Raw genomic sequence first — 21,338 nt, forward strand, 5'->3', positions numbered from 1 at the left:
TGATTACAGACGACGTGAAGGGCAGACTGGCTTGGGACTTCCCAGGATCGGACACCGTCCAACAGGTGCCTCACCTCTCGGTGAAGGCGCGCGCCATGCTTTCGCGGATCGGCTTGGTCAGGTAGTCGAGGAAGGTGCGTTCCGCCGTCTCGATCATCACTTCTGCCGGCATGCCTGGCGTCGCCGTGAAGCCGGGAATCCTTGCCAGTTCGCTTGGCGGAAGCCGGACGCGGGCGAGATATACCTCGCTGTTCGGCATCGTCGCATCGGTCAGGGCATCGGCTGATACATAGTAGACGTCACCGTTGAGCACGGGGGTCGTTCGGCGGTTCAGCGCCACCAGGCGGACGGTCGCCTTCTGCCCGGGCTTCACGGCGTCGATGTCCTTGCGCTGGATTTGCGTTTCGATGATCAAAGGCACGTCCGAGGGGAGGATTTCGAGGATTTTCTTGCCGCTTTCGATGACGCCGCCGGCGGTGTGATAGTACATGCGCACCACAGTACCGGTGACGGGGGCGTTGATGGTCGAGCGGCGCAGCAGATTCTGCGCCTGTCTGGCCTCTTCGCGAACCGCATCGAGATCGCCTTGCGCGACCTGCAGTTCATCCAGGGATTTCTGGTTCAACTCGGCCACCGTCTGAGCGATCTGCTGGTCGAATTTCTGCACCTGGGCCTGGGTTTCGGAAACTTCGGAATCCAGGCGTCCGATCTGGCCATCGGCATCGGCCATGGCGCGCTGTATGGCATTTACCTCTGTCTTGCGGATCAATCCTTCCGCCAGCAACTGCATCTTGCCGGCATATTCGTCTTTCAGAAAGGTTCGTTGCTCAATCATCGATTGCTTTTGCCGTTCAAAGCCTTCGATGCGGAATTTCAGCGATTCCATGTTCTGCCTGAGCAGGCCGATCTCGCTATCCACCCTGCTTTTGGCCAATTGGAAATTCGCCATCTGACCGTCGACAATCGAGCGGATATCGCTGTCACTGCGGTTCTTTTCAATGATCGGGGGGAATGCGACATCGGTACCGCCAGCCACCTGGGCCTGCAGGCGCGCAACGTTCGCTTCAAGGCGCGCCTGGCGCAGGAACAGTTGTCGTTGCTTCACCTGCGCCACGATGCCGTCGAGGCGGATCAACGGCTGGCCGGCGGTTACATGGTCACCTTCGCTGACCAGAAGTTCTTGTATGATGCCGCCCTCCAGGTGCTGGACGACCTTGTTCTCGCCGGTCGCCACGAAGCTGCCGGCGCTTATCACCGCTGCCGCCAGCGGGGCGGTGGCGGCCCATGTGCCGAAGCCGCCAAAAGCCACCGCTACCAACAGCAATCCGAATATGACGTGCTTGCGGATCGAACGCGGCACATCGCCATACCATTCGATGTCATGGACGTGGGCGACGCTGATGCTCATTGGGCAGCCTGTTGAACGACATTTGTGGTGTTTTGAATGGCTTGTGCCTTTTGGTCAGGCAGATTGTTGCGGGCGTTGGCCGCGTTGTACGGCGCCAGCGCCTTCAGAACGTCTTGGCGAACGCCGAACATCGAAACGGCTCCATTGGAGAGAAGCAGGATCTTGTCGACACCGTTGAGCAGCGACGGACGCTGGGTGATGGTGATGACGGTGATCTTTTCCTTCTTGGCATGGTCCAGGGCGCGAAGCAGTGCCGCATCACCGGCGCCGTCAAGGTTGGAGTTCGGCTCGTCCAGCACGACCAGATGGGGACTGCCGAAGAACGCGCGCGCTAGCGCAATGCGCTGCTTTTGCCCACCTGACAGGGGCGAGCCGTCGGAGGCGACGATCGTTTCGTAGCCTTGGGCAAAGCTCGAAATCAGTTCGTGAACGTCGGCCAGCATGGCGGCCTTGTAGATGTCGTCGTCGTCGGCATCATCGCGCATGCGGCCGATATTGGCCTTGATGGTGCCGGGAAACAGTTGCACATCCTGCGGCAGGTAGCCGATGTTTTCGCCAAACTGGCGCTGGTCCCAGTTCCTCAGGTCCATGAGATCGAGGCGCACACTGCCCGATGTCGGAAGGATCGAGCCGACCAGCATCTTGCCGAGCGTGGTCTTGCCCGCCCCGGAATCGCCGATGATCGCCAGCGATTCGCCCGGCGCGAGCGAAAACGTAATGCCGTTGAGAACGACGCGCTTGGTGCCCTGCGGAACGAAGAGCAGGCGTTCCACGTCCAGACGCCCCTGCGGCTTTGGTAGCTTCAGGCGCTCGAAGTTCAATGGCGAGGACTTGAGCAGCGTAGAAATGCGCTGATATGCGGAGCGCGTGTTGAGGAACTGGTGCCAGCCCTCAATGGCGCCTTCCACCGGAGCCAGCGCGCGGCCGGCAATGATCGAGGCGGCGATGACCATGCCGCCGGTCAATTGCCCTTCGATCGACAGATAGGCTCCCCAACCGAGCATCGCCACCTGGGTGAGCAAGCGCAAGGCCTTGGAGATCGAGGCCGAGATGACGTTGCGGTCCTGCGCGATGACTTGCGCCTTGAGGGAGCCCGCGGTGTCTTGCCCCCAGATCTTCACGGCCTCCGGAATCATCGCCAGCGCGTTGATGATCTGCGAGTTGCGCGACATCGAATCGAGATGGAGATTGGCCTTGCTCTGGAAATTGCCGGCTTCGTGGAAGGGTTGCGCGGTCATCTTCTGGTTGACGTAGGCGATGACCAGCAGCATCAGCGCCGATACCACGACGATGTAGCCGAGATGCGGGTGAACGAGGAAAACGGCCAGCATGAACAGCGGGGCCAGCGGCGCATCCAGGAAAGACAGCAGCGTGCCGGACACCAGGAACGAGCGCAATTGCTGGAGGTCGCCCAGCGTCTGGTATTCGCGCCCGTTGCTATGCAAGGAAGCGCGTGCCGCAGCACCGAGGATCGGCGAACCGAGTTGAGCCGCCACCTCGACCGCCGTGCGCATCAGGATGAAGCGGCGTACCGCATCCAGAACGGCGTTCAGGATCACGGCTCCGGCGATGATGATGGTCAGCATGACCAGGGTGTCGACGGAACGGCTGGTCAGCACACGATCCGAAATCTGGAACAGATAGACGGGTATGGCCAGGACGAGGATGTTGGTGGCGAGCGTGAAACCCATCACCACCATGAGGTTCCGCCGCACCGCCAGAACGCCGGCCTTGAGGTTGTCAGCCAGATTGACCGGGCCAAGGCGGCGGTGGAAGACGTCTCCCTGCGCGCCTGCGTCGTTGCTTGCCTTCGGCAGCTTGGTCGCCAGCCGTGTTTCGGTGTTGTTGTTCGACAGCAGCGGCCCGGTATCGCCGTCTATCGACTTCAGCTGACCCGCCGACACTGGTTGTTCGATGCTGGGTCTCTGGGGGCGTTCGAGTTCGGGCTCAGTTGCTGGTTCGCCGGAGAGAATTGTGGTGCGCGTTGCCCCGGTTTCGTTTTCGAGCTTCTGTGCAGGGCCAGGGTCGCTCACACCGGTCCGATCGTCCAATGGGGCGGTTTTATCCAAGTCCGGCGTTTTGGCCGGAGAGGAAATGGGCGTCGTCTCGGCCCGCAACTGCGCGGCCATCCTGTCGACTTCAGCCATCAGTTCATTGAATGGCGTGTCGAAGCCATTGAAACGAACCACACCTGGAGACAGGGCGGTGTCGTCGTCAGCCCGACCAGGATGGGCCGGGGCCGCACGGTTCACCGTCGCATCGCCAATATTACCAAAATACTGGTTCATGATTCCCCGGCGGGATGGTTGGTCATGTCACGACTGATTGCATGATGTCCGTGTGGGCCGGATGCATGCCGACATCGTCCTTGATGCCCATTTGGTGTTCCTGGCTCTGGTCAGGGGTGAGCATGTCATCGCTCAAGAAGGCCACGGCCTCGTTCACCAGTTGGTCGGGGCTTTTCACATCCGTACCGTTGTCGGTCCTGATGATGTCGGTTTGTACCAGGAGTTCATCGGAATATTGGCCGCCGCCATAGTAGATCGCCCCGCCTGGGCCAACATCGATTATCTGGGCCTGGTTCACCAGTACGTTGGATCCGGTGGTAATCGACCAGTTGGCATCCGAGGTCGGATTGACGCCTTGCATAGCCGCTGCGACCTGATCGGCGTCGCCGAGGATGTTGGTTTGCTGGATGTACTGCAGATCATAGATACTGCCCGAAATGTAGAGCACGTGGAGCCCGGCAAGTCCGGCAAATGCGCTGTCGTTGAGCACGTCCGCTGACAGGACCTTGTTGCCGGCAGCAAATTCGTTGAGGGCGTTGTGGAACCCGTCGGGCATGCCATCGGTGTTGGCGGTGCCAATGTTGGTAATCCTGGCCTCGTTCCACAAAAGGTTGTCGCTGGTGGATACCGCGCCCGGGCCGGAGGTCTGGAAGCCGCTCACGCCGCCAACGATGTCGTCGTCGAGCATGATGTTCTTCTGGAGGATGATGTTGGCGTTGTAGTAGTTGCCGCCGATCAGGATCAGGTCGAAATATTTGCCGAGATCGAAGATCGAGAGGCTGTTGAAGGTCTGATTGGCGCCGGTTCCCACCATCGAGGTTACGCCGGCTGACGACGATGCGACGACCGTGTCGTTGTCGATGACGAAATTGAGCTGCTGGAGCCAGTTCAGCGAAATGAAATCGCCGGTTATTTCGGTGACCGCCCAGGCCTTCGGGAAAACGGGCGTGCCGGCGCCAGAGGGCTCATCTGTACCGGTGTTCAGTTCGACGTGTTCCATCGAAGCTATGTTGAAGGCTGTGGTGCCGTCAGGCGGGCAATTCCAGCCCGACATGCTGGCGCCGACTGAATCGGCATCGCTCCAGGCATTTATCTGGACGATGAGGTTCAGCGAAATATGATCCCCGGCGATGGCAAAGACATGGCCTTCCAGGGTGTCGCTAACCAGCGTAGCCGAATTTACCAGCACATTGAGACCCGTGCTGATCTCCACCGACGCGGTGACGGCGATGCTGCCTTGGCCGTGCACGACCTGGCCGGTCGCGGTGGACCCGGTTTGCCAACTGCCGTTGCTCGCTTCGGGGGCCGCTTCCGGCGGGGTATCCTCGACCAGAGGCGATGCGGCGGGAAGATAATCATCCAGCTTCGGGGCTTCGTCGGTGGCCGTACCGTTGACGTAAACCGTATCTTCGGCAGGCGTCACGGCGGTCACCTGGGTTGCGGTGGACGTGCCGTCACCATTGTCGACGATCGTTTGGGAAGATCCAGCTTCGCCGGCTTGTTGTCCGCTTTCCAGACCGGCCAGGAAGTCGTGGATGGAATCCGCCGATGTCGTGATGAACGTGCCGATGTCCTGCGACGATCCAGGCAGGCTGCCAGCCAGTATCGGCATGGCTTGCGACGCTTGATCCACCAGTTCCTGGAGCGAGGTTTGGGGCGTGCCGATCTGCTCGAACACTGCATCGCTGCCGCCGACATTGACGAAGTCGTTGTCGGATAGGTGGTTGGTCTGCGAAACGATGCTGGCTACCGAACCAGGCGGCTGGGGATCGATGATCTTCAGCGAGGAACTGGCGTGATGGAGGAAGACGGGCGGGACGTAGCCTGGATAAATGACCGGCTGCATCTGTGCCGATATGGGGATTTCCGGGGCTGCGTAAAGCGGCTCATGGTGAGCGACATATGGCTCGATGGAGTTCGGGGCCGGAACATAGTGGATTCCCGGCTCGGGGTTATCCAGCGCATAGGGCGCATCGAACTTTATCTGAACAGGCTCGTCCGAAGGGGGAGCCTCATCATGTGCGCGCCGTGCGACGAATTCCAGATAGTCGTCGCGCATCCGCGCTTGTTCGGCCGCAATCTGAAACAGCCCGATGAAATGGGCGATTGAATCAGTGACTTTGTCCAATAGCACGGTCTCGTTCCTCGATGTTGCTTGGCTTCCCGGTGAACGAAGATTGGCTGTGATGGAAATGGCTACGCGGGAAATCCCGCGTAGCCGTTTTCAATTTTCCGCTTGCGCGGATATGGCATCAGGCGTCGCCGCTGTGGTCGACGTCGTAGTTGCCGCCCACGACCGTTTGGCTGAGCAGGTTTTCCATCAGGTTGGCACCCATGACGATGCTCTGGTTGAACGCGGTGACGTCGATCGCTGCGTCAGCGTGGGCTTCCGATATGCCGTTGACGTAGGTGTCGCCGGTATTGTTGGAACCCCATGTGCCGCCGGCACCGCCATTGCCGCCATCGCCGAAATTGAGCGTGCCGCCGGCGCCGCCATAACCGCCGTCGCCGCCAGTTGCATCGCCGCCATTGCCGTCGCCGGCAACCGGAACAACGATCGTATCGCCGCCCCAGGCCATGCCGCCGTTACCGCCGTCACCGCCGAGCCCGGCACCTATGCCGAGGCCCGCGCCGTGGCCGGCGCCAAGGCCGATAGCGCCCGCGTCGCCACCGTCGCCGCTGGTGCCGCCATCGGCGCTGTTGTTGGCATTGCCGCCTTCGCCGTTACCGAGGCCGAGTGCGAGCGCGTCGCCGACGTTACCGGACGTGGCGCCCGTGTCGCCGCCAATGGCCTTGCCGAGGCCCAAACCCAGAGCGTCACCGGAATCGCCGCCGCTGGAATTGCCAGCATCGCCGCCCGTCCCGGAGCCAGAACCGGTTCCGTCACCTGCTGTGTTGCTGCCGGCGCCGCCCGTAGCCGCGCCGCTGTTGTCGCCACCAACGCCGACGCCTACGCCGATAAGGCCTAGGCCGAGGCCGGCCGCGTCACCACCATCGGTGCCCGCATCTCCGCCTACACCACCCAAGGCTCCCGATCCACCAAGGCCGATGCCTGCAGCATCGCCGCCGTCGCTGCTGCCGCCGGCACCGCCAGGACCGCTCCCGCCTGCGCCCGCACCGGCTGCCGTGGCCGCGCCGCCGTCACCGGATGTGGCCGGACCGGATATGCCGCCCAATGCGCCTGCAAGGCCAAGACCGAGGCCGGCGCCGCCATTGCCTTGGGCGTTGCCGCCATTGGCTGATCCGCTTTCGCCGCCGTCAGCGCCTGCGAGGCCGAGGCCCACGCCGAGGCCCAATCCGGTTCCCGTGCCGGTTCCCTCGCCGCCTTCAGCACCATTGCCGCCAGTGGTGTCTCCACCATGAGCTGCACCGATGGCGCTGCCGCCAATACCGAAGCCGGCGAAGTTGGCACTGAGGCCACCCTCTCCACCGTCGGCCGAGCCATGGCCACCGCCGCCGCCGCCACCACCGCCAGCGGTGATGCCGTCTCCGGATTTGGCTATGCCGCCAGTGGCGTCGCCGCTCTGGGTGAAGTTGCCGGTGTTGTAGACCGAAGCCTGACCGAGATCGTCATTGTCATCCAGGTTGTTGGTCTGGGCGACGACAAGCGCGGCATCATTGCCTTCGCCGGTAAGCGCACCGTTCAGGAAATCATTGAAGGACGCACCGTCGCCGGGATTGTAGAAAATCTGCCCGTCGTGATTGACCAGCATCTGGTCGACCTTGGCGCCGCCGCTCATGTCGATATCGGCATAATCGTCGTCTGACGGCTGAGCAATGGGCACGTTCACACCAACATTCACGTTGACGTTGGTGTTATTCGTGTTGGTGTTCGTATTGGTGTTTTCGCTGAGCGACTTGTTCAGATTGGCGTTCAGGTTGCCATTCAGGTTGCCGTTGAGGCTGGCATTGCCGTTCAGGTTGCCATTGCCGTTCAGGTTGCCATTTCCATTGCCATTACCGTTCCAGTTTTCGCTTTCGGAATGTTGGAATTGGCCCTGACCCTGACCCTGACCTTGGCCCTGTGCCTGAAGCTCGGCCTGGGCCTGAGCTTGCAATTCGGTCTGGTCCTGATCTTGATGCTGGTCCTGACTGGGATCGAAGAAATTCATGTAGGTCGAGTTGCTCGGCTTGGCCATAGAAGTTACCCCTGGTTATGCCATGCCAACGCGACCCTATTCATCTCTTACGGGGACTTGGCTGCACGGCAGTTTGTGGTTGCTAGGGATAGACCTTGCTTCGGTTGTTTACCTTCGAGGGGACGGTAGAACGCGCCGGAGCCAGAAATCCCCACTTCTCATGAAGGGCTGCGACATCGCGGGCACAGTTCCACCTTCCAATTCGGCAAGTGACTGAATTGCTTGCGGGAATGCGTCGTATTGTCGAATGCCCTGATCCCGCTCTTCCGGGATATTGGCAGTCTGTGACCGTATGTTCGGGACGCCTAGTCTGAAAAACGATCTAGATCGTTTGACGGTGGGGCACTTTGTCCCGAACGGGATTTTTCCCAATCAGGGCGAATACGGTTTGCGATACAAGGGCATCTGAAACTTACGTTACGTTAGACCGCCAACCGCCATACACCTGTCAACTGATCCTGGTTAGCGGCGGCATACCTCTATTTTACGATGGCCCCCGCTGGCTTCAACGCCACTATAGTGCCGTGGGGTCGAGGCGAATGGGCACGCGGTAGGTTCAATTTTACCGATCTCTTGCGTCCCGAGCACCCACATAAGAGGATATCGTCCTATGACTGGCCAAAAAAGACAGGTGGCGATGCCGCAAAGACGCGCACCGGGTGGCCTCGATCAGATTTTGCTTCTTGTCGGGCGGCTCAATTATGCGTGGACAAATACCGAGAGCCTCCTGATCTATCTCATTGCCGGCCTGGCCAAGGTCAACAAGGAGACGGCGATCGTCATTTTCCTGACGCTCAACACGACGCGAGCCCGCATGGATGTGGTCGAGCGGCTGGCCAAGCTGCCGCAAACTCCCGAAGACTGCCGGGCCGATGTGCTGCAACTCCTCGAGCGCCTTGGCCAGCAGTCGAAACTAAGAAACAAATACAGCCACTGCATCTATTCGTTCGACGAGAAGGGCGACATTTCGCACACCCAGCAGATGCGCATTTTCGATGGCAAGACCTCGATCAAATACGGCAAGGTCGAGGCGGTGGATGAACCTGAAGTGGTGCGGATCACCGAGTGCATAAAAGACATCACCGACATCAACAACGGAATCTGGGATGTCGTGAAGCGGAACAGGTTTCCGACTTAGGGTCAGGACCTGTTTCTATGAATGTCGTTGTCCCGAAACCGGTTCCATTTTCGGGCGACGTGCATTAGCTCAGCCTTGCAGGCGCGCCTGCCGCTGGTAGCGGTATTCAAGGGCGATGCCGCCCCAGATCAGCCCGAGCAGGAGATAGAAATGGCGCCAATGATCGGTATCGATGAAGGTGCCGAGTCCGATATGGCCGATATAGACGACATAGGCGCACAGCACGTAAGGCTGCCAGGGACGGTCGCGCAAAAGCAGGCGAAAGCCGGCGGCGACAGTCCACAGGGTCAGCGTCAGATAGGACACGAAGCCCAGCCAGCCATAGTCCATCAAAGCCTTCAGCCAGATGTCATGGGTGTCTTCGCCATAGATTTTGCCGAATACCAGCGGACCGATGCCAAGCGGACGCTCCAGGGCTAACTGAAAACCGATGGCATAACGGGCGAAGCGGCCGAGGCGGGCGGAATCGTAATCCTGCGCCAGCTTGGCCCGGTTGGACAGCATGTCCGAGACGCCCGGTATCTGAATGATGACGATCATGGCCAGGATCAACAGCGCCATCGCCGCCAGGGTCATGACCACGATACGCAACCGAAACCGGCCGCTCAGGCTTTGCAGGAACAGGGCGCCGGTGAGCAGGATCGCGGCTACGGCGAACAGGCCCCAGGCACCGCGCGAAAACGAAAAGAAGATGCCGCCGACAATGATCAGCAACGGCACGGCCAATAGCGGCATTCGCGACACGGGTCCGGTCAATAGCAAGTAAAGCAGGTAGATGCCCGGCAGGGCCAGGAATGGGCCAAATACGTTTGGATCCTGGAAGGCCCCGGCGGCCCGGTCGTATCTGGTGAAAATGTCGGCGCCCGGAAAAGCGTGAAAATAGCCGGCGATGCCCAGCAATGAGGTCACGATGGCCGACGCAACATAAGCGAAGAATATCAGCCGGTAGGTGTCGGGCCGTGCCTCCAGCACCGCGGCGTAGAAAATGGCAGTGAAGGCGAGGAACAGCGAAACCGCCAGGTAAAGCGGCGTTTCCATCAGGTCCGCCATCTGCGTCATGGCGATCAGGCCGCCAACATTGAACATGATAAGCAGGACGAGCAACGGTGACGCCGCACGCGATATCCTGAGGCCGAACAGGGCCCAAACCGCGATCAGCCCGACCATGTAGATGTCATAGGGAGCGGGCTCGCGAATGACGAAGCCTGACAGGAATATACCGAGGAATATGGCTCCAGCGGCAATCAGGGCGATCAACTTGGCGTTGATCGCCTCGGCGGGCAGGTAATGCGCCAGCGCGCTCAATAGGCGTTTTCCGTGTCGAGCAGCCGGATCGGCGTCAGCAGCAGGATCTTGAGATCGAACAGCAGCGACCAGTTCTCGATGTAGAAGAGGTCGTATTCGGTGCGCATGCGGATTTTCTCGTTGGTGTCCATCTCGCCGCGCCAGCCGTTGATCTGCGCCCATCCGGTGACGCCGGGCTTGACCTTGTGGCGGGCGAAGTAGCCGTCGACCACTTCGTTGTAGAGCATGTTGTGGGATTGGGCGGCGACCGCATGCGGGCGGGGCCCGACGAGAGACAGCGAGCCGAACAGGGCATTGAAAAACTGCGGCAGTTCGTCGATCGAAGCTTTCCGGATGAAGCGGCCGACGCGGGTGACGCGCGGGTCGTTCCTTGTGACCGTTTTCTTCGCCGTCGGGTCGGACTGCTCCGTATACATGGACCGGAACTTGTAAACTTCGATGACCTCATTGTTGAAGCCGTGGCGCTTCTGCTTGAACAGCACCGGCCCTTTGGAATCGAGCTTGATGGCGATGGCCGCGGCCAGCATGACCGGGGAAAAGACGACGATGCCGATCAGGCTGAAGACGATGTCGAATGCGCGTTTGGCGACCGAATCCCAGTCATTGATGGGCTTGTCGAAAACATCGAGCATCGGCACAGCGCCGATGTAGGAATAGGAGCGCGGCCGGAACTGCAGGGCACTGGAATGGGCGGACAGGCGGATGTCCACCGGCAGCACCCATAGCTTCTTGAGAAGCTGGAGAACGCGCCGTTCGGCCGTGATCGGCAGCGATACGATCAGCATGTCGATGCGTGCGATGCGCGCAAATTCGATCAATTCCGACACTGTTCCCAGCTTGGGGTAGCCGGCGACGATCGGCGGGGAGCGCTTGTCGTCGCGGTCGTCGAAAATTCCGCAGATGCGGATGTCGTTGTAAGGTTGCTTCTCGACAGAACGGATCAGCTGTTCGGTGACCTCGCCGCCGCCGACGATAACCGCCCGGCGTTCCATGCGCCCGTCGCGCGCCCAGCGGCGGATCAGCCCTGCCATAACGAGACGCAGGCCGAAAATGCAGATGAAGCCGACGACGAACCAGATGCCGAACAGCATGCGCGAATAGTCTTCCGTCACCTTGAGCATGAAGCCGGTCAGCGCCATCAGCGCGAAGGTTCCCGCCCAAATCGTCAGGATCCGCGTGAAGGAAGCGACAGGACGCATCAGCGCCGACACCAGATAGCAGTCGGTCAATTCCAGAAGGGTGACGGCGAGCAGGGATGCTGTCGCGAGCACCAGCGGATATTGCCAGGGGAGGTGGGTGAAGGGGCCGAGATAAAAGCAATAGACGGCGATGCCGGACACAAACAGCACGGCGAATTCGACGATGCGCAGGACACCGCTGACCATGACCGGAGACATGGTGTCGCGGCGGTACTGCGCGGCGACGTGCCGGGCGACCTCGTTCAGTCCGCCGGGTTTGCCGCCGCCGTCCGAGCTTTCGAACTTGCGCACCGCATCGGCGGAGAAGCGGGCGGGATCAATTCCGGTCATCTGATAGCCTGTCGGTTCCACAGGCTACATAGTCGAGGAGAGCTAAAAAAGCCTTGAGTGGCGGCGAGATTCGCACTTTCCGCCAGGTAAAGTTAACGGCCAAGCGCCGCGAAATAGGCTTTTTCGATTTCGCGTGCCATGACATCGGCGCCGAAACGCGCCTTGAGGCCGCTGCCGTTCGGCATGGTGTCCCGATAAGCGGCCAGGTCGGTCAATGCGGCGACCATCTTGTTGCCAAGTTCGACAGGATCCGGTTCGACCAGGGCAGGCGAGCCCGATCCGAAAATCTCGGGAATGCCGCCGACCGCGGTGGCAATCATCGGCTTGCCCGCAGCAAGCGTTTCCAGCACGATGTAGGGCATTGCTTCGGCTCGTGAAGGAACGACGACAAGATGCGCCAGCGCAAAGGCTTTCCGGGCCGGCATTGGTTCCAGAAACTCAATGCGGTCGCCCAGGCCAAGCCGCTTGGCCTGGGCGCGGTAGCTTGGAAGATCGTCGCCTGCTCCGACCATGACGGCGCGCAGGTTGCGTGCGAGCGCCTTTTCGGCTCTTGTGATCGCATCGATGAAGATATCGGGTCCTTTGAGGTCGCGCATCATGCCGATGTAGAGAAGATCGGCGGCGTCGCCGCCTGCGGCGACCGGCTCGAATTCGGAAGTCCGCAGGCCGTTATAGACCAGGCTGTTTGGGACTTTCGGTTCCCCGACCTTCTTTCGATAGGCACGCCGCTCATATTCGGAAACGAAAAGCAGATGGTCGGTGAAGCGGCCCATCAGGCGTTCGATGGCGAAGAAGATTTTGCCTGTCAGCGTTCCTTCGTCATAGTGAAGGCTCCCGCCGTGGGGAGAATAAAGGCGGGCCACGCAAGACCTTGAAACCCGCAACAATGAGCCGAACAGACGCGCGTAGGCTCCACCCTTGGCGCCGTGCCCATGGAGCACGTCCGGCTGCAATTCCTTGATGATCCTGTAAGTTCGCCAGGCGGACGCGACGTCGCCCGGGCCGATGTGGCGCTGCATCGGCGTGCGATGGATGCCCAGAGCAAGCTTGCTGCCCATCACGTTGAACAGGCGCTCCTCGAATTCCCCGCCCGTGGTGGAATCGCACACGATGCCGACCGCGTGTCCGGCCGCGATCTGTGCGTCGGTAAGGTCGCGCACATGGCGGAATATTCCGCCGATGGGTGAACGAAAGCAGTGAACGATCCGCAACTGGTTCGACACGTCGTCAGAACAGCCTTTCGCGAACATATACGGTGTCGCCCGGCATCAGCGGATCGGAGGTGCGCACCCGCCCGGTGATGACCTTGCCGTTGATGTCGCGCGTGATGTCGACGCTTTCCTGATTGGCTCGCGGAGAAAAGCCGCCGGCAATGGCAATCGACTTTTGCACCGTCAGGCCGGGAACGTAGGAATACTGGCCGGCTGCGCCGACTTCACCCATGACGAAGATCGGACGGTAGCGGTCCATCTCGATGGAGACGTCAGGGTCGCGCAGGTAGCCTTGGCGCAATTTTGCGGCGATTGCCGCCTCCAGTTGTTGCGCGGTGTGGCCACGCGCAGGAACCGCTCCCACAAGGGGGAAGGAGATATAGCCGGACTGGTCTACGCTGTAGGTGTTGGTCAGGCCTTCCTGTTCGAACACGGTGACCCTGATGCGGTCGCCGGCGCCCAGGCGATAGGGCTGGTCAAGCACTTCGTGGAAGGCGGCCGGCGTCGGCCTGTAGCTGGAGCAGCCAGTCAACACCGACGCGGCAACAAAAGCGCTGAACAAGACGGCGAGGCTTTTCATGGCCGGATGCGTACCTTCGATTCATCGCCGCCAATGGCGAGCCTTGAGGATCGCGCCCGTTATCCTCCCGTTAGGGTTAATGGCCGGTAAAGGGCGTGCGTTCCATGCAGGCTTTCGGCCTCGGAAGTGGTTCTCTGGCCGCGGTTCGCGCGGGGCACGTAATCAAGTCTTAATCGCGTTTTAACCGGTGGGTTACCATATCTGTTTACGGTGTGATCCGACCCGTTTTCCGGAGTAGGGCGCATGTCAGGTGCACAGTCGGCAGCCGCCGACATCGATGTCGATTTGAGGCAGCTCTTCGCCAGCCTGGCCGGGAACTGGTTGCGCATTTTGGGCGTGGCCCTGGTCGTGACCGCGCTGGCGCTGGCGTTCGCCTGGACCGCGACACCGAAATACAAGTCCGAGACGCGCCTGCTGATCGAAACGCGGGAGTCGGTGTTCACACGGCCGGACACGGCCGAAGGCGACCGGCCGATCCTCGACGAGGAAGGCGTGACCAGTCAGGTCGAGGTGATTTCCTCCACCGACATCCTCAAACAGGTGGCGGCCAAGCTCGGCCTCGCCAAGCTGCCGGAGTTCGATGCCGCTGCCGACATGTCTTTTCTCGGCCGTTTGCTGGTCGTTGCGGGCTTGAAGAGCGACCCCGGCGAGATTCCTGCCGAAGAGCGCGTGTTGAAGTCCATGCGCGAAAAGATCAACGTCTACCGCGTTGAAAAGTCTCGCGTTATCGTCATCGAGTTTTCTTCGCAAGACCCCAGGCTGGCGCAAGAAATCCCGAACGCCATCGCCGACACCTATATCGCTGCCCAAGGCAGCGCCAAGCTGGAATCGAATTCCGCCGCCACGGACTGGCTTGCGCCGGAGATCGAAGACCTGTCCAGGCGGGTCAAGGAGGCCGAAGCCAAGGTTGCCGACTATCGCAGCCAATCCGGTCTGCTTCTCGGCCAGAACAATTCATTTCTGGCAACGCAGCAGCTTTCCGAGCTTTCCAGCGAATTGTCGCGTATCCGCGCCGGCAGGGCCGCATCCGAAGCGACAGCCGAAAGCGTGCGCAAGGCCCTGCAGGGCGGGGGCTCTCTGGATGCCATCCCGGAAGTGCTGTCTTCCAGCCTGATCCAGCGGCTGCGCGAACGTCAGTTGCAACTAAAATCGGACATCGCCGACCTGTCGACCACCTTGCTCGACAATCATCCGCGTATCCGCGCCTTGCGCTCGCAACTTGCGGATCTCGACCGGCAGATTCGCGTCGAGGCCGAGAAGGTGATGGCGGCGCTGATCACCGAGGCTGAGACCGCGCAGGCGAGGGAAGCTCAACTCGTGGCCGACGTGAACAAGCTGAAGGCGCAGTCCGCACGCGCCGGCGAGCAGGAAGTGGAACTCAACGCACTGGAGCGCGAGGCAACAGCCCAGCGTCAACTTCTGGAATCCTACCTAACACGCTATCGCGAGGCTTCGTCGCGCCAGGACCGCAACTATTTGCCGGTGGATGCACGTGTGTTCTCGCGCGCCACGCTACCCTCCGAGCCTTATTTCCCGAAGATCGTGCCGATCGCCGGGGCAGCCTTCGTCGGGTCGCTTCTGTTGGCTGCGGTTGTGGCGCTTTTGATCGAATTGTTCTCCGGGCGTGCCATGCGGCCAGCCGTCGGCGCCAGGCCGGATCATGTCGAGCAGATTGAGATGCCGCCGCCAGTGCGCGTCGCCGCCGATGATATTGCCGAAGCGCGGCTGGTCGCCGCCACCACAGATGCGGCGGTCGTCGAGGACATCGTCGCCCCTTCGCGCCCAAATCTGGGCGAGATCGACATCGAGAAGGCGGCCGAGAAACTGATCGCGGGGGGGGCTGGCCGTGCCATCTTCATTTCGCCTGAAGGCGATGAGGCGGCGGCGAGTTCAATTCTGGTCGCCCGTGAGGTCTCCGATGCCGGCCTGCGCGTGATCCTTCTCGATCTGACAGCCTCAGGGGCTGCATCGCGCGCCATGCTGGAGAGCGGCGTGTTTCCCGGGATCACCAATCTGCTCGCGTCGGAAGCGCAGTTCAGCGACGTGATCCACCCCGACCAATATTCGGATTGCCATGTCATCCCGGTGGGCACTGCCGATCCGGTTCGCGCGATGCGGGCCGCTGACCGTCTGCCGATCATCATGCAGTCCCTGACCACCGCTTACGATCTTGTCGTGGTGGAATGCGGGCCGACCGATGCGCAAGGCATCCGTCGCCTGAATGGGGAGGACACAGTGGTCTTCGTGAGCGTGCTGGAAGTTGCCGACAGCGTGGTTGAAGCGACCGTCAAACTGATCGAAAACGGCTACCCCGACGTGATTTTGGTGACGCCGGCTGGCCACGATACGCCCGGTGCGCCGTTGCCTGGCAAATCCGCTGCCTGACAAGCCCCGTTCTGCCTCGTCAGTCCCCGAGGCTGACCGCAAGGTTCACCGCTGCTGCCACGATCACGGTGTTGAAGAAGAACGACACGATCGAATGCACCAGCACGACGCGGCGCATCTGCGTTGTGGTGATGCCGGTGTCGGCTGTCTGCGCCGTCATGCCGATGACGGTTGCGAAATAGAGGAAATCCCAGCCTTCCGGGCGCTTGGCGCCTGCGAAATCCAGTCCGCCGATTGGAGGCCCTTGCTTGCCTTCTCCTTTTCCGGTGCCCCTTTCGTCGTCCTTCCAGTAGATGTGCGCATAATGCATCGCAGCCATGGCATGGATCGTGAACCACCCGAGCGGGACGGAAAGCAGAGCGAAGACCAGTTCCCATGCATGGGGGCTGTCCTTGGAATTGATGATCTGGAAAAGCGAGCCGATGGCCACGGCAACGACGATCAAGGTCACCATGAATATCACGATCACCGGCTGGTCTGTCGCGTCGGCGTTCTTGCGCAGATAGCCCGGCGTCAGTTGCGGCATTTGTGCCAGGACCAGCGCGATGTAGGCGGCGAAGAAGGCGTTGGCGCCGATGGAATAAGCAATCGGTGCGGCAACGAACAGCGCCACCGCCAGCGCAACAATGCCGACCAGCGCCGATGCGGCGAACTGAACATGTCTGTGCATCGGGAATTTGGTGATGGCCATCGGTCGGTCAGGTCCGGTTACGGCTCTTGCACGGACTTTACGGCGCGCCGCAGAATGCGGTCGAGTTCGCCAAGAAAACGCGAGCGGTCTTGCGGCGTGAATGCCGAATTGTAACCCTTGCTCTCGCCGGTTTCACGCAGATGCTGCTTGAGATCGCGCATGGCGACAGCCATGCCTATGGTTTCGGGCGTGAAAGGTCGACCGGTTGGCCCCAGCACATGCGCGCCGAGTGCTACCGCTCGTGCAGCCAGCGGAATATCCGCCGTGATCACGACGTCGTTCGGTTTCGCATTTTCCACGATCCAGTCGTCAGCCGCGTCAGCGCCCTTGGAAACCACGACGTGGCGGATCATCGGGTCGCGGGAAGGGCGCATGCCGCCGTTCGATACGAAAGTGACCGCTACGCCAAGGCGTTCAGCCACTTTGACGACCTCCGCCTTGACGGGGCAGGCGTCGGCATCGACGAGGATGATGGGTGGCGTCATTGTTACTCGATGCAGGGGCCGGGCGTTTGGCGCCCGGCCATGATTCGGCCTATGCCGGCAGCACGCCGGACTTCTTGGCCGTCCATGTAGCGATATAGTCCATAAGACCGGGCGACAGGCAATCGTAGGGTTCCAGGCCAATCTTCTTCAACTGGTTGCGGATGCCTTTCATCTTGGCCGGCTGTACGCCTGCCTCGATGATGGAAGAGACAAAGGCCGCGAACCCCGGCGGCTCCCAGCCGGTTTCCTGGAACCGCTCCGGATGGACGAATGACAGGCCCTGGAACGGATGGTCGCGCTCGACCGGCCCGTACATGTGGACGCCGCAGGCCCGGCAGGCATGGCGCTGGATCAGCGCTTTCTTGTCGACCACCTTGAGTTTGCTCTTGCTGGCGGTGACCTTGACGTTTTCGGTGGGCACCACAGCGACCACCGAGAACAGCGCGCCGCCCGGCTTCCAGCATTTGGTGCAGCCGCAGACATGGTTGTGCGCGATCTGGCCGGTGATTTCGACAGTCACCGGGTTGTTCACGCAAGCGCAGACGAGCGTTCCACCTTTGAATTTGGCGCTCTTCTTGGGCAATCCCTTGTCGATACCGGGATGTAGTTTTTCAGGCATGCTTTCCTCCCCTGTTGAACCTTCAACGTGAAGTCGCTGGCCCTGCGGTCGGCGGCTTTTCCCTTTCCTTACTCAGAAAACCACGACGCTTCTGATGGATTCGCCGGCATGCATCAGGTCGAAGCCCTTGTTGATGTCTTCGAGCTTCAGCGTGTGGGTGATCATCGGGTCGATCTGGATCTTGCCGTCCATGTACCAGTCGACGATCTTCGGCACGTCGGTGCGGCCGCGCGCGCCGCCGAATGCGGTGCCCATCCAGGTGCGGCCGGTGACGAGTTGGAACGGCCGGGTCGAGATTTCCTGGCCGGCACCGGCCACCCCGATGACGACCGACTTGCCCCAGCCACGGTGCGAAGATTCAAGCGCCTGGCGCATCACCTTGGTGTTGCCGGTGCAGTCGAACGTGTAGTCGGCACCGCCGATCTGGTCGGCGCCACGCTTGGTCATGTTGACCAGATATGGCACGATGTCGCCGTCAACCTCCTTCGGGTTGACGAAATGCGTCATGCCGAAGCGTTCGCCCCATGCCTTCTTGTCGTTGTTGAGGTCGACACCGATAATCATGTCGGCGCCGGCGAGACGCAGGCCCTGGATCACGTTCAGGCCGATGCCGCCCAGTCCGAAGACGATAGCTGTTGCGCCGATCTCGACCTTGGCGGTGTTGATGACCGCACCGATGCCTGTGGTGACGCCGCAGCCGATGTAGCAGATCTTGTCGAATGGAGCGTCCGGGTTGACCTTGGCCACCGCGATCTCCGGCAGCACGGTGAAATTTGAGAAGGTCGAGCAGCCCATATAGTGGAACAGCTTGTCCTTGCCGATCGAGAACCGCGAGCTGCCGTCCGGCATCAGGCCCTGGCCCTGCGTGGCGCGGATTGCCGTGCACAGATTGGTCTTCTGGCTGAGACATGACGGGCACGAGCGGCATTCCGGCGTGTAGAGAGGAATGACGTGATCACCCTTCTTGACGCTGGTCACGCCTTTGCCGACATCGACGACGACACCGGCGCCCTCATGGCCGAGGATGGCCGGGAAGATGCCTTCCGGATCGGCGCCCGACAGCGTGAACTCGTCCGTATGGCAGATGCCGGTTGCCTTCACCTCGACCAGAACCTCGCCCTCGCGCGGACCTTCGAGGTCGACCTCCATGATCTCCAGCGGCTTTCCGGCAGCGACAGCAACAGCGGCACGGGTTTTCATAGGCAGGCCCTCCAAGGCAATTTCAGATTGTATGTCCGGATTGGCCGCCAAGCTAGCAGGCCTTGCGCAGGACGCAAGGCAACTTAGTTGTCTACGAGGAAAAGCGCGCCTTGCGACGCCGGTTTAAACCTTTGTCGGCTTGAGCAGGTCGAATGAAGTCCATAAAAGAGACCGCAATCCGAGGGACCCGTAAGCCTATGTTCAAGAAGATCCTGATCGCCAATCGCGGCGAGATCGCCTGCCGTGTCATCAAGACGGCGAGGAAAATGGGCATCGCAACCGTGGCTGTCTATTCCGACGCCGACCGCAACGCCGTCCACGTCGAAATGGCGGACGAAGCTGTGCATATCGGTCCCGCCGCCGCCGCACAAAGCTACCTCGTCCCCGAAAAGATCATCGCGGCCTGCAAGCAGACCGGAGCCGAGGCGGTCCATCCGGGCTATGGTTTCCTTTCCGAGCGTGCCAGTTTCTGCGAGGCGCTGGAGGCGGAGGGCATCGTCTTCATCGGGCCTAAGCCGAAGGCCATCCGGGCGATGGGCGACAAGATCGAGTCGAAGAAATTCGCCAATGCCGCCAAGGTTTCCACGGTGCCGGGCTTTCTGGGCGTCATCGAGACCGCCGATCACGCCGAAAAGATTGCCGGCGAGGTCGGCTATCCGGTGATGATCAAGGCGTCTGCCGGCGGCGGCGGCAAGGGCATGCGCATTGCATGGTCTGAAGCCGAGGTGCGCGACGGTTTCGACCGGGCGCGCTCGGAGGCCAAAAGTTCGTTCGGCGACGAGCGCGTGTTCATCGAGAAATTCGTGGTTGATCCGCGCCACATAGAAATCCAGGTGCTCGCCGACGGCCACGGCAATGCCGTCTATCTCGGCGAACGTGAATGTTCGATCCAGCGCCGCAACCAGAAGGTTGCCGAGGAAGCGCCGTCGCCCTTTCTGGACGGGAAAACCCGGCAGGCGATGGGCGAGCAATCGGTGGCGCTTGCCAAGGCCGTCGAATACCAGAGCGCCGGCACCGTCGAATTCATCGTCGACCACGACAAGAACTTCTACTTCCTTGAAATGAATACGCGTTTGCAGGTCGAGCATCCGGTGACGGAACTCGTGACCGGCATCGACCTGGTCGAACAGATGATCCGCGTTGCGGCTGGCGAGAAACTCGCCATCAAGCAGAGCGATGTGAAGCTCAACGGCTGGGCGGTGGAAAGCCGCCTTTATGCGGAAGACCCTTACCGCAACTTCCTGCCGTCGATCGGCCGGCTGACGCGCTACCAGCCGCCGGAAGAAGGCAGGTTCGGCGATATCGTCATCCGCAACGACACCGGGGTCACCGACGGCGCCGAGATTTCGATGTTCTACGATCCGATGATCGCCAAATTGTGCACCTGGGCGCCGACCCGCATCGAGGCGATCGACGCGATGTCGGATGCGCTCGACAATTTCGTCGTCGACGGCATCGAACACAATATCCCGTTCCTGTCGGCGCTGATGCAGCACCCGCGTTGGCGGGAAGGGCGGCTGTCGACCGGCTTCATCGCCGAGGAATACCCGGATGGCTTCGCCCCCATCTCGCCCGATGCCGAGGAAAGGGCGGTGCTTGGCTCCGTCGCTCTCGCGGTCGAGTTGTTGCGGCGTGACCGGTTGGACCGGCTGGGCGGACGTCTTGCCCCGCACTCCGGCGCGCTCAAGCGCGACTGGGTGGTCAAGATTGGCGAGGACTACATTTCAGCCGCCATTCTTGAAGGCATGATTTCGGTGCCGATGGAGATCGATCTGTCGATCGAAGGCGGCGAACCGTTGACCGTTGCGTCCGACTGGCGCCCCGGCGATCCGGTCTGGCACGGCACGGTGGGCGGGCGCAAAATCTCAGCCCAACTGCGGCCGGTGCCCAACGGCATGAAGCTGGCGTGGAAGGGCATGTCGGTAACGGCGCGGGCGATGCTGCCGCGCACGGCCGAACTTGAGAAGCTGATGCCGGAAAAGCTGCCGCCGGACACCTCGATGATGCTGCTTTGCCCGATGCCGGGGCTGGTCGTCTCCATCGCCGTTGCCGAAGGGCAGGAGGTCAAGGCTGGCGACACGCTGGCCGTGGTCGAGGCGATGAAGATGGAAAATGTGCTTCGGGCCGAGCGCGACCTCATCGTGGCAAAGCTCAAGGCCAAGCCGGGCGACAGTCTGGCGGTCGATGCCGTGATCATGGAGTTTGCGTGAGACGAAAGCCGTAGTTGTGAACTCATCGCGGCTGGACTCGCATCGCTTCGACCGGGACAATACATCTGGGCGGAGTTGAGTCCTTTCAGGCGGCGCGAACGACATGGCGGATGACAGACTTCCACGCGATCCGCTGAAGCGGGAAGCGGC

At 61.1% G+C, this 21,338-nt stretch carries 15 protein-coding genes; 3 read left to right on the forward strand and 12 right to left on the reverse strand.

Going from position 1 to position 21,338, the window contains the following annotated elements; genetic code table 11:
• Positions 1-70: 70 nt before the first annotated feature.
• The 4 genes from ASD64_RS16470 to ASD64_RS21755 all read right to left on the reverse strand — a co-directional run bounded on the left by ASD64_RS16470 (position 71) and on the right by ASD64_RS21755 (position 7,835).
• Positions 71-1,408, reverse strand: a complete 1,338-nt coding sequence (locus ASD64_RS16470; RefSeq protein ID WP_056106975.1) for an HlyD family type I secretion periplasmic adaptor subunit — start codon at positions 1,406-1,408, stop codon at positions 71-73.
• Positions 1,405-3,696, reverse strand: coding sequence for a type I secretion system permease/ATPase (locus ASD64_RS16475; protein WP_156460191.1), 2,292 nt, complete (start codon positions 3,694-3,696; stop codon positions 1,405-1,407). Before ASD64_RS16475 ends, ASD64_RS16470 begins: the two co-directional genes overlap by 4 nt.
• A 22-nt stretch (positions 3,697-3,718) precedes the next feature.
• Positions 3,719-5,830: a type I secretion protein gene (locus tag ASD64_RS16480; protein ID WP_156460192.1), complete on the reverse strand. Its 2,112-nt coding sequence runs from the start codon at positions 5,828-5,830 to the stop codon at positions 3,719-3,721.
• Between the two features lie 118 nt (positions 5,831-5,948).
• On the reverse strand, positions 5,949-7,835 hold the full coding sequence (locus ASD64_RS21755) for a hypothetical protein (RefSeq protein WP_056106979.1): 1,887 nt from the start codon (positions 7,833-7,835) through the stop codon (positions 5,949-5,951).
• 610 nt (positions 7,836-8,445) lie between these two features.
• On the opposite strand from ASD64_RS21755, the gene ASD64_RS16490 reads away from it, so the two are divergent.
• A complete protein-coding gene (locus tag ASD64_RS16490) occupies positions 8,446-8,973 on the forward strand; it encodes a hypothetical protein (protein ID WP_413813614.1) in 528 nt (175 codons plus the stop codon).
• A gap of 69 nt (positions 8,974-9,042) precedes the next feature.
• Here the strand turns inward: ASD64_RS16490 and ASD64_RS16495 are convergent, their stop codons facing one another.
• From ASD64_RS16495 to ASD64_RS16510, 4 genes are all read right to left on the reverse strand, one after another.
• Positions 9,043-10,278, reverse strand: a complete 1,236-nt coding sequence (locus ASD64_RS16495) for an O-antigen ligase family protein (protein WP_056106983.1) — start codon at positions 10,276-10,278, stop codon at positions 9,043-9,045.
• Positions 10,275-11,807, reverse strand: coding sequence for an undecaprenyl-phosphate glucose phosphotransferase (locus tag ASD64_RS16500; protein ID WP_056107177.1), 1,533 nt, complete (start codon positions 11,805-11,807; stop codon positions 10,275-10,277). Before ASD64_RS16500 ends, ASD64_RS16495 begins: the two co-directional genes overlap by 4 nt.
• 92 nt (positions 11,808-11,899) lie before the next feature.
• Entirely contained in the window at positions 11,900-13,030 is a 1,131-nt protein-coding gene (locus ASD64_RS16505) for a glycosyltransferase family 4 protein (RefSeq protein ID WP_056107180.1), read from the reverse strand.
• A gap of 4 nt (positions 13,031-13,034) precedes the next feature.
• Positions 13,035-13,598, reverse strand: coding sequence for a polysaccharide biosynthesis/export family protein (locus tag ASD64_RS16510; RefSeq protein WP_056106985.1), 564 nt, complete (start codon positions 13,596-13,598; stop codon positions 13,035-13,037).
• Between the two features lie 243 nt (positions 13,599-13,841).
• Here ASD64_RS16510 and ASD64_RS16515 point away from each other — a divergent pair, with 243 nt between their 5' ends.
• On the forward strand, positions 13,842-15,983 hold the full coding sequence (locus tag ASD64_RS16515) for a GumC family protein (RefSeq protein ID WP_056106987.1): 2,142 nt from the start codon (positions 13,842-13,844) through the stop codon (positions 15,981-15,983).
• A 19-nt stretch (positions 15,984-16,002) separates the two neighbouring features.
• On the opposite strand, the gene ASD64_RS16520 is transcribed toward ASD64_RS16515, so the two are convergent.
• The 4 genes from ASD64_RS16520 to ASD64_RS16535 form a co-directional block, all read right to left on the reverse strand.
• On the reverse strand, positions 16,003-16,674 hold the full coding sequence (locus tag ASD64_RS16520) for a DUF1345 domain-containing protein (RefSeq protein ID WP_056106990.1): 672 nt from the start codon (positions 16,672-16,674) through the stop codon (positions 16,003-16,005).
• Positions 16,675-16,691: 17 nt separating this feature from the next.
• Entirely contained in the window at positions 16,692-17,159 is a 468-nt protein-coding gene (locus tag ASD64_RS16525; protein ID WP_056106992.1) for a YaiI/YqxD family protein, read from the reverse strand.
• Positions 17,160-17,208: 49 nt separating this feature from the next.
• Positions 17,209-17,778: an S-(hydroxymethyl)glutathione synthase gene (gfa, locus tag ASD64_RS16530; RefSeq protein WP_056106995.1), complete on the reverse strand. Its 570-nt coding sequence runs from the start codon at positions 17,776-17,778 to the stop codon at positions 17,209-17,211.
• 72 nt (positions 17,779-17,850) lie between these two features.
• Positions 17,851-18,978: an S-(hydroxymethyl)glutathione dehydrogenase/class III alcohol dehydrogenase gene (locus ASD64_RS16535; RefSeq protein WP_056106998.1), complete on the reverse strand. Its 1,128-nt coding sequence runs from the start codon at positions 18,976-18,978 to the stop codon at positions 17,851-17,853.
• 197 nt (positions 18,979-19,175) lie between these two features.
• Between ASD64_RS16535 and ASD64_RS16540 the strand changes: the two genes are divergently transcribed.
• Positions 19,176-21,188 (forward strand): acetyl/propionyl/methylcrotonyl-CoA carboxylase subunit alpha, encoded by a 2,013-nt coding sequence (locus ASD64_RS16540; protein ID WP_056107000.1) that lies wholly within the window; start codon positions 19,176-19,178, stop codon positions 21,186-21,188.
• Positions 21,189-21,338: the final 150 nt, after the last annotated feature.

It is taken from the genome of Mesorhizobium sp. Root157, assembly GCF_001427385.1.
Lineage (GTDB): Bacteria > Pseudomonadota > Alphaproteobacteria > Rhizobiales > Rhizobiaceae > Mesorhizobium.

Excerpts from the sequence above, each read along its gene's own strand:
- ASD64_RS16470 (WP_056106975.1), bottom strand. The coding sequence starts at position 1,408 with ATGAGCATCAGCGTCGCCCACGTCCATGACATCGAATGGTATGGCGAT.
- ASD64_RS16475 (WP_156460191.1), bottom strand. The coding sequence starts at position 3,696 with ATGAACCAGTATTTTGGTAATATTGGCGATGCGACGGTGAACCGTGCG.
- ASD64_RS21755 (WP_056106979.1), bottom strand. The coding sequence starts at position 7,835 with ATGGCCAAGCCGAGCAACTCGACCTACATGAATTTCTTCGATCCCAGT.
- ASD64_RS16490 (WP_413813614.1), top strand. The coding sequence starts at position 8,446 with ATGACTGGCCAAAAAAGACAGGTGGCGATGCCGCAAAGACGCGCACCG.
- ASD64_RS16500 (WP_056107177.1), bottom strand. The coding sequence starts at position 11,807 with ATGACCGGAATTGATCCCGCCCGCTTCTCCGCCGATGCGGTGCGCAAG.
- ASD64_RS16510 (WP_056106985.1), bottom strand. The coding sequence starts at position 13,598 with ATGAAAAGCCTCGCCGTCTTGTTCAGCGCTTTTGTTGCCGCGTCGGTG.
- ASD64_RS16515 (WP_056106987.1), top strand. The coding sequence starts at position 13,842 with ATGTCAGGTGCACAGTCGGCAGCCGCCGACATCGATGTCGATTTGAGG.
- ASD64_RS16520 (WP_056106990.1), bottom strand. The coding sequence starts at position 16,674 with ATGGCCATCACCAAATTCCCGATGCACAGACATGTTCAGTTCGCCGCA.
- ASD64_RS16525 (WP_056106992.1), bottom strand. The coding sequence starts at position 17,159 with ATGACGCCACCCATCATCCTCGTCGATGCCGACGCCTGCCCCGTCAAG.
- gfa (WP_056106995.1), bottom strand. The coding sequence starts at position 17,778 with ATGCCTGAAAAACTACATCCCGGTATCGACAAGGGATTGCCCAAGAAG.
- ASD64_RS16535 (WP_056106998.1), bottom strand. The coding sequence starts at position 18,978 with ATGAAAACCCGTGCCGCTGTTGCTGTCGCTGCCGGAAAGCCGCTGGAG.
- ASD64_RS16540 (WP_056107000.1), top strand. The coding sequence starts at position 19,176 with ATGTTCAAGAAGATCCTGATCGCCAATCGCGGCGAGATCGCCTGCCGT.